The sequence below is a fragment of the Citrobacter sp. RHBSTW-00944 genome, from assembly GCF_013615435.1.
GTDB lineage: Bacteria > Pseudomonadota > Gammaproteobacteria > Enterobacterales > Enterobacteriaceae > Citrobacter > Citrobacter braakii.
Genome location: NZ_CP055418.1, coordinates 1,549,422 through 1,560,380 on the forward strand (window position 1 = coordinate 1,549,422; position 10,959 = coordinate 1,560,380).

The window sequence follows — 10,959 nt, forward strand, 5'->3', positions numbered from 1 at the left end:
CTGGCGTGACATTTCCTTTCTAAACCCCCGCCTGTCGGGGGTTTTTTATCATTGATGGTGCGATATGGAATCAATCGAACAACAACTGACAGAACTGCGAACCACGCTTCGCCATCATGAGTATCTCTACCATGTGATGGACGCGCCGGAAATTCCTGATGCGGAATACGATCGCCTGATGCGCGAACTGCGCGAGCTGGAAGCGCAGCATCCGGACCTTGTTACCCCCGACTCGCCAACCCAACGCGTTGGCGCAGCGCCGTTAACCGCGTTCAGCCAGATTCGCCATGAAGTGCCGATGCTGTCGCTGGATAACGTGTTTGATGAAGAGAGTTTTCTCGCTTTCAACAAGCGCGTGCAGGACAGGCTAAAGAGTACCGATAAACTGACCTGGTGCTGTGAACTGAAACTGGACGGCCTGGCGGTGAGTATCCTGTATGAAAACGGTGTGCTGGTCAGCGCCGCAACGCGTGGTGATGGCACTACGGGTGAGGACATTACCTCTAACGTGCGCACCATTCGCGCAATCCCGTTAAAACTGCGTGGCGAAAACATCCCTTCACGTCTTGAAGTGCGCGGTGAAGTGTTCCTGCCACAGGCCGGATTTGAAAAAATTAACGAAGAGGCCCGCCGCACTGGCAACAAAGTGTTTGCTAACCCGCGTAACGCGGCGGCCGGTTCATTACGCCAGCTCGATCCACGTATCACAGCGAAGCGACCGCTTACTTTCTTCTGCTATGGCGTTGGTGTGTTGGAAGGCGGCGCGCTGCCAGATACCCATCTGGGCCGCCTGCTGCAATTTAAAGAGTGGGGCCTGCCGGTAAGCGATAGAGTGGCGCTTTGCGACTCCCCGGAGGAAGTACTTGCTTACTATCACAAGGTTGAAGAAGACCGACCAACGCTGGGATTTGATATCGATGGCGTGGTGATCAAAGTCAACTCCATGGCGTTGCAGGAGCAACTGGGCTTTGTTGCCCGCGCGCCGCGCTGGGCTGTGGCCTTTAAGTTCCCGGCACAGGAGCAGATGACTTTTGTACGCGATGTTGAGTTTCAGGTTGGACGTACCGGGGCGATTACGCCCGTCGCCCGCCTTGAGCCGGTCCAGGTTGCCGGGGTGCTGGTCAGTAACGCAACGCTGCATAACGCTGATGAAATCGAGCGTCTGGGGTTGCGTATTGGCGATAAAGTCGTCATTCGCCGTGCGGGCGATGTCATCCCGCAGGTGGTGAACGTCGTGCTTTCTGAACGCCCGGAAGATACCCGCGAAATTGTGTTTCCAGCGCATTGTCCGGTTTGTAACTCTGATGTTGAACGTGTGGAAGGCGAAGCGGTCACTCGCTGCACCGGCGGTTTAATCTGTGGAGCACAGCGTAAGGAATCGCTGAAACACTTTGTTTCCCGCCGCGCGCTCGACGTTGACGGTATGGGCGACAAAATTATCGATCAACTGGTCGAGAAAGAGTATGTCCACACGCCGGCGGATCTTTTCACCCTGACCGCCGGTAAACTGACGGGGCTTGATCGTATGGGGCCGAAGTCGGCGCAAAACGTGGTCAACGCGCTGGAAAAAGCGAAAGAAACCACGTTTGCCCGTTTCCTCTATGCGCTAGGCATTCGTGAAGTCGGCGAAGCTACGGCTGCTGGTCTGGCGGCGTATTTTGGCACGCTTGACGCGCTGGAAGCCGCTTCCATTGAAGAGCTGCAAAAAGTGCCGGATGTCGGCATTGTGGTGGCGACGCACGTGTTTAATTTCTTCGCCGAAGAGAGCAACCGCGAGGTGATTGTTCAACTGCTGGCGCAGGGGATCCACTGGCCAGCGCCGGTGGTCATTAACGCTGAAGAAATCGACAGCCCCTTCGCAGGTAAAACGGTGGTGCTGACCGGGAGCCTGAGCCTGATGTCGCGCGATGACGCCAAAGCGAGACTGACCGAGTTAGGTGCAAAAGTGGCCGGTAGCGTGTCGAAGAAAACCGATCTGGTGATTGCCGGTGAAGCGGCGGGTTCGAAACTGGCAAAAGCTCAGGAACTGGGTATTGCCGTGATCGATGAAGCTGAAATGATCCGCTTACTGGGTGCCTGAGATGGAAAAAGAGCAGCTGGTTGACATCGCCAATACCGTGATGCCCTTTGGCAAATATAAAGGGCGTCGGTTGATTGATGTCCCGGAAGAGTATCTGCTGTGGTTTGCCCGTAAGGATGAATTCCCGCCGGGCAAGCTTGGCGAGCTGATGCAAATCACGCTGCTGATTAAAACTGAGGGGCTGACGCAACTGGTGCAGCCCCTGAAACGTCCTCTTTAAGCCTTCGCGGCGCGGCTTTTCTGTTGCGCCTGCAATGCGTCCGTCTGTTGCTTGTAGCGACGCGCCAGCACGGCGCACACCATTAGCTGTATTTGATGGAAGATCATCAACGGCAGCACCATCATCCCAATCACCGAAGTCGGGAACAAAATATTGGCCATTGGGATCCCGTTCGCCAGGCTCTTTTTCGAACCGCAGAATACAATGGTGATTTCATCAGCTTTGTTAAAGCCGCATTTGCGCGCAACAAAGACATTTATGCCAATCACGATTGCCAGCAGTATGATGCTGACCACCACGATAAACAGCAGTGAACCCACCCCCACTTTGTGCCAGATCCCGTTAACGACGGCTTCACTGAAGGCGGAGTACACCACCAGCAAAATAGAGGATTGATCCGTTTTCGCGATCCATTTTTTATGTCGAGAAACCCAGTTTCCAATCCACGGACGTGAAAGGTGACCCAGCACGAACGGCAGCAGCAGCTGCAACATGATTTTTCCCACCTGCTCCAGGCTGCCTTCTGCGCCGTGCATATTCATCACCAGCCCTACCAGCAGCGGCGAGAGAAAAATACCCAGTAGGCTGGAGGCCGAAGCAGAACAAACGGCGGCGGCAACGTTACCGCCCGCCAGCGACGTAAAAGCGATGGCTGACTGCACAGTGGCAGGCAAAATACACAGGTACAGGAAACCGGTGTACAGCATCGGGTCAACGTTGACCGGTGCCCACCAGGCGAACAGAACGCCCAGAACCGGGAAGACAACAAACGTGCTGCACATCACCCACAGATGCAAACGCCAGTGGCTACCACCGGCAATAATGGCTTCACGCGAGAGTTTCGCCCCGTGCATAAAAAACAGCAGGGCAATGGCGGCGGTGGTTAAGCCTTCAAAGAAAGGCACAAAACCACCTTCGGCCGGGAAAAAGGACGCCAGCAAAACAACGGTTATCAGCGTTATCGTGAACGGATCAAGAATACGAAAAAGTTTCATAAAGACTCCTGAAATTCGGTAGTAACATTTTGCTTTTTTCCGTTTGAGAAATAAAATTGATTTATTGCATCCATATATGAATCGAATAGATGAATTACTCTCTGCGTCAGTTGCGTATCTTTGTCACCGTCGCTCAGGCCAAAAGCTTTAGCCGGGCGGGGGATATCATCGGCTTAAGCCAGTCGGCGGTCAGCCATAGTGTAAAAGAGCTGGAAGGGCAGACGGGTGTGCGGTTATTGGACAGAACGACGCGGGAAGTGGTACTGACGGAGGCCGGACACCAGTTGGCGGCGCGGCTGGAACGTATTCTGGATGAATTGCATAGCACGCTGCGCGAAGCCGGACAGGTAGGAACGCAGTTAACCGGCACGGTGCGGGTTGCCGCCAGCCAGACGATCTCTGCTCATCTTATTCCGCAGTGTATTGCCCAGAGTAATCAGCTTTATCCGGCTATCGATTTTGTGCTGCACGACCGGCCACAGCAATGGGTGCTGGAGAGTATTCGCCAGGGAGAAGTGGATTTTGGCATTGTGATTGATCCCGGCGCAGTCACCGATTTGCAGTGTGAAGCCGTGCTGTCCGAACCGTTCCTGCTGCTGTGTCGCCAGGATCATCCGTTAGCCCAACGAGAGTGGGTGAACTGGCAGGATTTGTATCATGAACGCCTGGTGCTACAGGATTATGCTTCCGGTAGTCGACCGCTGATCGACGCTGCGCTGGCCCATTTTTCCATTGATGCCAATATCGTTCAGGAGATTGGCCATCCCGCCACGCTGTTTCCGATGGTTGAGGCGGGGATTGGCATCAGCGTGCTGCCCGCGCTGGCGCTCCCCTTACCGCAGGGCAGTCACTTGCAGGTTAAGCGCCTGACGCCGGTTGTTGAACGGCAACTGATGCTGGCCCGACGTAAAAACCGCTCTTTATCAACCGCTGCTCAGGCGTTGTGGGATGTGGTGCGTATGCAGGCCAGTGAATTAACCGCAGCCCGCGCCCGCGATCCGTTGTATCAGTTATAACGCTCACACTGGTGGTTATCAGAGGGGAAATGGTTCTTCTCTGCATAGTAAAAAGGCGCCTTTAGGGCGCCTTTTTACATTGGTGGGTCGTGCAGGATGACTCGCTTCGCTCGCCCTTCGGGCCGTCGCCGTAAACGGCTCCGTTGTCTCACTACGTTCGACTCGACCTGCTGCAGGTTCGAATCTTATAAATTGCAGATAGCAAAAAGGCGCCTTTAGGGCGCCTTTTTACAATGGTGGGTCGTGCAGGATGACTCGCTTCGCTCGCCCTTCGGGCCGTCGCCGTAAACGGCTCCGTTGTCTCACTACGTTCGACTCGACCTGCTGCAGGTTCGAATCTTATAAATTGCAGATAGCAAAAAGGCGCCTTTAGGGCGCCTTTTTACATTGGTGGGTCGTGCAGGATTCGAACCTGCGACCAATTGATTAAAAGTCAACTGCTCTACCAACTGAGCTAACGACCCGAAGTGGTGGGTGATGACGGGATCGAACCGCCGACCCCCTCCTTGTAAGGGAGGTGCTCTCCCAGCTGAGCTAATCACCCACTTCGGTACTTCACATTTTAACAAGAAATCCAGCTGGCGAGAAAGTGGTGGGTGATGACGGGATCGAACCGCCGACCCCCTCCTTGTAAGGGAGGTGCTCTCCCAGCTGAGCTAATCACCCACTTCTCAATTTCTTGTTTTACACGGCGGAGACTACATAAAGTAGTTGGTGGGTGATGACGGGTTCGAACCGCCGACCCCCTCCTTGTAAGGGAGGTGCTCTCCCAGCTGAGCTAATCACCCCCGCTGTGTGGAGTCGCATTATAGGGAGAGTTGAAAATGAGTCAACGCATTTTCTAAAGAAATTGTTCGTTCGTCGTAAATTTAAACAAAACGATCGCAAAACAGTCCGTGCGGCATGATTTGTATACGAAAATGGCAAAGCGTAATGTTCCAACCTGAACAACATTGAGGAATCAGACCACGGTGATAGAATACGAGCCTGATAATCTTCCCTGGATTTGCCGGTTGTCGGCATCTTTATAAACGTAAGGCCATTTCATGAAAATCAAAACTCGCTTCGCGCCAAGCCCGACAGGCTACCTGCACGTCGGCGGTGCGCGTACTGCTCTTTATTCCTGGCTTTTTGCACGCAACCATGGCGGTGAGTTTGTGCTGCGTATTGAAGACACCGATCTCGAACGCTCCACTCCGGAAGCTATTGAAGCCATTATGGATGGCATGAACTGGCTGAATCTGGAATGGGATGAAGGCCCGTACTTCCAGACCAAACGTTTTGATCGCTACAACGCGGTGATTGATGAAATGCTGGAAGCAGGCACCGCATATAAATGCTACTGCTCTAAAGAGCGTCTGGACGCGCTGCGCGAAGAGCAGATGGCGAACGGTGAGAAGCCGCGTTACGACGGCCGCTGCCGCCACGGCCACGAGCATCACGCTGCTGATGAACCTTGCGTGGTTCGTTTTGCCAACCCGCAGGACGGTTCCGTTATTTTTGACGACCAGATCCGTGGGCCGATTGAATTCAGCAACCAGGAGCTGGATGATTTGATCATTCGCCGTACCGACGGTTCCCCGACCTACAACTTCTGCGTTGTTGTCGACGACTGGGATATGGAAATCACCCACGTTATTCGTGGTGAAGACCATATCAACAACACTCCGCGTCAGATCAATATCCTGAAAGCGCTGAACGCGCCGGTGCCAGTTTACGCACACGTATCAATGATCAACGGTGACGATGGTAAAAAACTCTCCAAACGTCACGGTGCGGTCAGCGTTATGCAATACCGCGACGACGGTTACCTGCCGGAAGCGCTGCTGAACTATCTGGTGCGTCTGGGCTGGTCCAGTGGCGATCAGGAAATTTTCACCCGTGAAGAGATGATCAAACTGTTCTCCCTTGGTGCGGTGAGCAAGTCTGCGAGTGCGTTTAACACCGAAAAACTGCAGTGGCTGAACCATCACTATATTAATGCGCTGGCACCGGAATATGTAGCAACCCATCTGCAGTGGCATATTGAGCAGGAAAATATCGATACCCGCGTAGGCCCGCAGCTGTCAGAGCTGGTTAAACTGCTCGGTGAGCGCTGCAAAACGCTGAAAGAGATGGCGCAGAGCTGCCGCTACTTCTACGAAGACTTTGCCGAGTTCGACGCTGATGCAGCGAAGAAACACCTGCGCCCGGTTGCGCGTCAGCCGCTGGAAGTGGTTCGCGACAAGCTGGCTGCGATTAGCGAGTGGACGGCAGAAAACGTGCACCATGCGATTCAGGCAACGGCTGATGAACTGGAAGTTGGCATGGGTAAAGTCGGGATGCCGCTGCGCGTAGCCGTTACCGGCGCGGGTCAGTCCCCAGCGTTAGACGTTACGGTGCATGCGATTGGTAAATCCCGCAGCATTGAGCGTATTAATAAAGCGCTGGCGTTTATTGCTGAGCGTGAAAGCCAGCAATAAGACTGATTGACCGATGAAACAACGGCAGGAGCGTATCCTGCCGTTTTTTTTGCCTGTTATTCAGACTCATCAATACCCAAACGAGTAAGAAAAGTGCGAATACCTTCGCGCGAAATATACATCGCCAGCTTTTCTTGTTCCGTTGGGGACATGTTGTCCAGTGCGCTAATTATCTGGCGACACGCGTGGCTGCGTACTACGTGGGTGTATTCTGCCAGCGGTTCTTCAGCCTGATAAACTTCAGGAACTTTGCGAAAAGCGGGAATATTGAGCAGAAACGCGCGGACGCTGGAGTCAATATGAATCAGTCTTGCACGACCACCTTTAACGCCGGGAAACTTTTCGGTAGTCCAGTTTTGTTCTCTGATCCAACGATTGACGGTTTGTTTGGCAACCCCGAGACATTCCGCCAGCTCTTCGGTCGTCATTTTGCTGCGTAATTTTTTCATATTATTTGTTTTCGCGGATCCCTAAACGCTGTAATAAACCCGTAATGCCTTCACGCAGGATCAGTGAGGTAAACATTTTCTGTTCTGTCGGTGTCATTTCTTTGGCGAGCCTAATCAGCAGCGCTTCAACAGAGGTATCGCCGGATATCGATAAGTTATCTGACAAACCTTCGGCTGAACGCTCAGCGCTGCGAATGTATTCACGAACTTGTTCGGTGACGTGAACCAGCCGGGCTTTACCGCCCTGAACGCCTGGTTTTGGTGATGTCGCCCAACCTTCTTTGCGTACCCATTTATTGATGGTCTGTCGGCTGTATCCGGTCAGATTAGCAAGTTCTTCTGGCGTCATCCGTTCCTTGAACATAACGATTCCCTGAATAGTCGTGGGGTTAATTAGTGGTTCATTTTATAGCACCATTTTAGTAGAAACCGTGACGCGTTTAACTACTGAATGCGAGTTGTTACGCAATGTTCTTCATTTGACTGCTTTTTCAGCGATTGAATTCTATGAGTTAATTTTGCCGTTGACACACGCGAAGGGAATTCATATGATGCCGCCCGTCAACTCGACAAGCTTTACGTAATGGGGCTATAGCTCAGCTGGGAGAGCGCTTGCATGGCATGCAAGAGGTCAGCGGTTCGATCCCGCTTAGCTCCACCAAATTTAATCCCAATGAATTTGGTACGTACGTAAAAGCATCGTGGGGCTATAGCTCAGCTGGGAGAGCGCTTGCATGGCATGCAAGAGGTCAGCGGTTCGATCCCGCTTAGCTCCACCAAAATTTAAACCCTCGCTGAAAAGCGGGGGTTTTTTGTTTCTGCATCCTGCCAGTTCTTACTCTTTAGCTCTTCGGTTTGCTGAATCGCAGGCATAAAAAAACCGGGGAGAATATGAATCTCCCCGGTCTTATCACTGCGACGTTGTCTTACGCTTACAGCACCAGTGCGGCGATAGATGCGGACAGTACGCTCACCAGCGTAGAGCCGTACACCAGCTTCAGACCAAAGCGAGAAACCACGTTACCTTGCTCTTCGTTCAGGCCTTTAATCGCACCAGCGATAATACCGATGGAAGAGAAGTTAGCGAAGGAAACCAGGAACACGGACAGGATGCCTTCTGCGCGCGGGGAGAGCGTAGCGGCGATTTTCTGCAGATCCATCATCGCAACGAATTCGTTGGAAACCAGTTTAGTTGCCATGATACTGCCTACCTGCAGCGCTTCGCTGGACGGCACACCCATTACCCATGCAACCGGGTAGAAGATGTAACCCAGGATGCCCTGGAAGGAGATGCTGTAGCCAAACCAACCGGTCACGGTGGCGAACAGGGCGTTCAGGGCAGCGATCAGTGCGATGAAACCAATCAGCATCGCCGCAACGATAATTGCCACTTTGAAACCAGCCAGAATGTATTCACCCAGCATTTCGAAGAAACTCTGGCCTTCGTGCAGGTTAGACATCTGGATATTTTCTTCGCTGGCATCAACGCGGTAAGGGTTGATCAGCGACAGCACGATAAAGGTGCTGAACATGTTCAGAACCAGCGCCGCAACCACGTACTTCGGTTCCAGCATGGTCATGTACGCGCCGACGATAGACATGGAAACGGTCGACATCGCCGTTGCTGCCATGGTGTACATACGGTTGCGAGACATTTTGCCGAGAATATCTTTATAGGCGATAAAGTTCTCGGACTGACCCAGGATCAGAGAGCTGACGGCGTTGAAGGATTCCAGTTTGCCCATACCGTTTACTTTGGATAACAGGAAACCAATCGCGCGGATGATTACCGGCAGTACGCGGATATGCTGCAAAATACCGATCAGGGCGGAGATGAAGACGATCGGGCAAAGCACTTTCAGGAAGAAGAATGCCAGGCCTTTATCGTTCATGCTACCGAAGACAAAGTTAGTCCCTTCATTAGCAAACCCGAGCAGTTTCTCAAACATCTCGGAGAAGCCTCTCACGAAGCCCAGACCGACATCAGAGTTCAGGAAGAACCATGCCAGTAACACTTCGATAACAAGCAATTGAATAACATAACGAATGCGGATTTTTTTACGGTCACTGCTTACCAGCAGTGCGAGTACCGCAACCACGGCAAGGGCCAGGACAAAATGAAGAACGCGGTCCATATTTGCTCCAAATATGAGGCAGGTTTAGTTTTCGTGCACATTCTATGTAACAACCATAAAGAAAACGAGATCAAACACACACTATAATAAGGACCTGTGACGAGATTCAAAATTAGTGATCGGTGATACACTTCCGTTATGTTTAGTATGGAAGTGAAAAGTTATGTCATTGTGCTATTCTCATAACAATAATTAAACATCTCGCCGGTATTTCCAGAATCCTTATCGATCCATAGACAAACGCTATCAGAAAAATCAACGTCACCCATTAAAATGAATTTGATAATCATTCTCAGTAGGCGTAGCTTGAAATATAGCAAAGGCTATGTTTCTGAGGCACTAAAATGACTAACGATCGCGTTGAGAGTAGCAGTGGGCGGGCAGCGCGCAAGTTGAAGCTCGCATTAATGGGACCTGCGTTCATCGCGGCGATCGGCTATATCGATCCGGGTAACTTCGCCACCAATATCCAGGCAGGGGCCAGCTTTGGTTATCAATTGCTGTGGGTGGTGGTCTGGGCAAACCTGATGGCGATGCTGATTCAGGTGCTGTCGGCAAAACTCGGCATTGCTACGGGTAAAAACCTGGCGGAGCAAATTCGCGATCATTATCCTCGCCCGGTGGTGTGGTTCTACTGGGTGCAGGCAGAAATTATCGCTATGGCAACAGACCTTGCTGAATTTATTGGCGCTGCGATTGGCTTCAAACTGATCCTCGGCGTTTCCTTATTGCAAGGGGCCGTACTCACCGGTATCGCGACGTTCTTAATTCTGATGCTGCAGCGTCGCGGTCAAAAACCGCTGGAAAAGGTGATTGGCGGCCTGCTGCTGTTTGTGGCCGCGGCTTACATTGTGGAGCTGGTTTTTTCCCAACCGAACTTTGCGCAGCTTAGTAAGGGAATGGTGATCCCAAGCCTGCCTAATTCCGAAGCGGTGTTCCTGGCCGCTGGGGTACTCGGTGCGACTATCATGCCGCACGTCATTTATCTGCACTCTTCCTTAACTCAGCATTTGCACGGCGGAACACGCCAACAGCGCTATGCGGCCACTAAATGGGATGTGGCTATCGCCATGACGATTGCCGGATTTGTCAATCTGGCGATGATGGCGACGGCTGCCGCTGCATTTCATTTTAGCGGGCATACCGGTATTGCCGATCTCGATCAGGCGTATCTGACACTTGAACCGTTGTTGAGTCACGCTGCAGCGACGGTGTTTGGTTTAAGCCTGGTGGCTGCGGGACTCTCTTCTACCGTGGTCGGTACGCTGGCGGGGCAGGTGGTGATGCAAGGGTTTATCCGTTTTCACATTCCGCTATGGGTACGCCGTACCGTCACCATGATGCCATCATTTATTGTGATTCTGATGGGATTGGATCCGACCCGTATTCTGGTGATGAGTCAGGTGTTGCTCAGTTTTGGTATCGCGCTGGCGCTGGTGCCGCTGCTGATCTTCACCAGCGACAGTAAGCTGATGGGGGATCTGGTCAATCGTCGTTGCGTTAAACAGATTGGCTGGGTCATTGTGATACTGGTCGTGGCGCTCAATCTCTGGCTACTGGCAGGCACGGCGATGGGGCTATAATCAACCGTGACTCGCGACG

9 protein-coding genes, 6 tRNA genes and 2 other RNA genes are annotated in these 10,959 nt (G+C 52.4%); 7 read left to right on the forward strand and 10 right to left on the reverse strand.

Going from position 1 to position 10,959, the window contains the following annotated elements; genetic code table 11:
- Positions 1–64 precede the first annotated feature (64 nt).
- Together ligA and HV334_RS07265 are read left to right on the forward strand one after the other, a co-directional pair.
- Positions 65–2,080, forward strand: coding sequence for an NAD-dependent DNA ligase LigA (gene ligA, locus HV334_RS07260; protein WP_142417578.1), 2,016 nt, complete (start codon positions 65–67; stop codon positions 2,078–2,080).
- A gap of 1 nt (position 2,081) precedes the next feature.
- Entirely contained in the window at positions 2,082–2,300 is a 219-nt protein-coding gene (locus HV334_RS07265; protein ID WP_016153921.1) for a DUF3820 family protein, read from the forward strand.
- On the opposite strand, the gene HV334_RS07270 is transcribed toward HV334_RS07265, so the two are convergent.
- Positions 2,297–3,295 carry a bile acid:sodium symporter family protein gene (locus HV334_RS07270; RefSeq protein ID WP_016153920.1) on the reverse strand — a complete coding sequence of 333 codons (999 nt, stop codon included), beginning with the start codon at positions 3,293–3,295 and terminating at the stop codon, positions 2,297–2,299. The two genes, HV334_RS07265 and HV334_RS07270, sit on opposite strands and share 4 nt — an antisense overlap.
- An 89-nt stretch (positions 3,296–3,384) precedes the next feature.
- Between HV334_RS07270 and HV334_RS07275 the strand changes: the two genes are divergently transcribed.
- Complete coding sequence (locus tag HV334_RS07275; RefSeq protein WP_016153919.1) at positions 3,385–4,311, forward strand: LysR family transcriptional regulator; 927 nt, start codon at positions 3,385–3,387, stop codon at positions 4,309–4,311.
- A gap of 80 nt (positions 4,312–4,391) precedes the next feature.
- Here the strand turns inward: HV334_RS07275 and HV334_RS07280 are convergent.
- The 6 genes from HV334_RS07280 to HV334_RS07305 all read right to left on the reverse strand — a co-directional run bounded on the left by HV334_RS07280 (position 4,392) and on the right by HV334_RS07305 (position 5,099).
- Positions 4,392–4,516: non-coding RNA, RtT sRNA (locus HV334_RS07280), on the reverse strand.
- A 29-nt stretch (positions 4,517–4,545) separates the two neighbouring features.
- Positions 4,546–4,670: non-coding RNA, RtT sRNA (locus HV334_RS07285), on the reverse strand.
- A 29-nt stretch (positions 4,671–4,699) separates the two neighbouring features.
- A tRNA-Lys gene (locus HV334_RS07290) sits at positions 4,700–4,775 on the reverse strand.
- Between the two features lie 4 nt (positions 4,776–4,779).
- A tRNA-Val gene (locus HV334_RS07295) sits at positions 4,780–4,855 on the reverse strand.
- Positions 4,856–4,901: 46 nt separating this feature from the next.
- Positions 4,902–4,977 (reverse strand) — tRNA-Val (locus HV334_RS07300).
- Positions 4,978–5,023: 46 nt separating this feature from the next.
- Positions 5,024–5,099: transfer RNA gene (locus tag HV334_RS07305), tRNA-Val, on the reverse strand.
- 258 nt (positions 5,100–5,357) lie between these two features.
- On the opposite strand from HV334_RS07305, the gene gltX reads away from it, so the two are divergent.
- Entirely contained in the window at positions 5,358–6,773 is a 1,416-nt protein-coding gene (gltX, locus tag HV334_RS07310) for a glutamate--tRNA ligase (RefSeq protein WP_005130009.1), read from the forward strand.
- 56 nt (positions 6,774–6,829) lie between these two features.
- Here the strand turns inward: gltX and HV334_RS07315 are convergent, their stop codons facing one another.
- The gene (locus tag HV334_RS07315; RefSeq protein ID WP_016153914.1) at positions 6,830–7,222 is read right to left on the reverse strand and encodes a YfeC-like transcriptional regulator; all 393 of its coding nucleotides are present in this window, start codon (positions 7,220–7,222) and stop codon (positions 6,830–6,832) included.
- Between the two features lies 1 nt (position 7,223).
- Entirely contained in the window at positions 7,224–7,586 is a 363-nt protein-coding gene (locus HV334_RS07320; protein WP_047499824.1) for a YfeC-like transcriptional regulator, read from the reverse strand.
- A 221-nt stretch (positions 7,587–7,807) separates the two neighbouring features.
- Between HV334_RS07320 and HV334_RS07325 the strand changes: the two genes are divergently transcribed.
- Together HV334_RS07325 and HV334_RS07330 are read left to right on the forward strand one after the other, a co-directional pair.
- Positions 7,808–7,883: transfer RNA gene (locus HV334_RS07325), tRNA-Ala, on the forward strand.
- Positions 7,884–7,925: 42 nt separating this feature from the next.
- Positions 7,926–8,001, forward strand: a tRNA-Ala gene (locus HV334_RS07330).
- A 153-nt stretch (positions 8,002–8,154) separates the two neighbouring features.
- Here the strand turns inward: HV334_RS07330 and nupC are convergent.
- On the reverse strand, positions 8,155–9,357 hold the full coding sequence (gene nupC, locus HV334_RS07335; protein WP_016153912.1) for a nucleoside permease NupC: 1,203 nt from the start codon (positions 9,355–9,357) through the stop codon (positions 8,155–8,157).
- Between the two features lie 344 nt (positions 9,358–9,701).
- Here nupC and HV334_RS07340 point away from each other — a divergent pair, with 344 nt between their 5' ends.
- The gene (locus tag HV334_RS07340; protein ID WP_016153911.1) at positions 9,702–10,940 is read left to right on the forward strand and encodes an Nramp family divalent metal transporter; all 1,239 of its coding nucleotides are present in this window, start codon (positions 9,702–9,704) and stop codon (positions 10,938–10,940) included.
- Positions 10,941–10,959 lie beyond the last annotated feature (19 nt).

What these genes read in the sequence shown, in the direction of transcription:
- nupC (WP_016153912.1), bottom strand. Translation starts at nt 9,357, where the DNA reads ATGGACCGCGTTCTTCATTTTGTCCTGGCCCTTGCCGTGGTTGCGGTA.
- HV334_RS07320 (WP_047499824.1), bottom strand. Translation starts at nt 7,586, where the DNA reads ATGTTCAAGGAACGGATGACGCCAGAAGAACTTGCTAATCTGACCGGA.
- HV334_RS07265 (WP_016153921.1), top strand. Translation starts at nt 2,082, where the DNA reads ATGGAAAAAGAGCAGCTGGTTGACATCGCCAATACCGTGATGCCCTTT.
- HV334_RS07340 (WP_016153911.1), top strand. Translation starts at nt 9,702, where the DNA reads ATGACTAACGATCGCGTTGAGAGTAGCAGTGGGCGGGCAGCGCGCAAG.
- gltX (WP_005130009.1), top strand. Translation starts at nt 5,358, where the DNA reads ATGAAAATCAAAACTCGCTTCGCGCCAAGCCCGACAGGCTACCTGCAC.
- ligA (WP_142417578.1), top strand. Translation starts at nt 65, where the DNA reads ATGGAATCAATCGAACAACAACTGACAGAACTGCGAACCACGCTTCGC.
- HV334_RS07270 (WP_016153920.1), bottom strand. Translation starts at nt 3,295, where the DNA reads ATGAAACTTTTTCGTATTCTTGATCCGTTCACGATAACGCTGATAACC.
- HV334_RS07315 (WP_016153914.1), bottom strand. Translation starts at nt 7,222, where the DNA reads ATGAAAAAATTACGCAGCAAAATGACGACCGAAGAGCTGGCGGAATGT.
- HV334_RS07275 (WP_016153919.1), top strand. Translation starts at nt 3,385, where the DNA reads ATGAATTACTCTCTGCGTCAGTTGCGTATCTTTGTCACCGTCGCTCAG.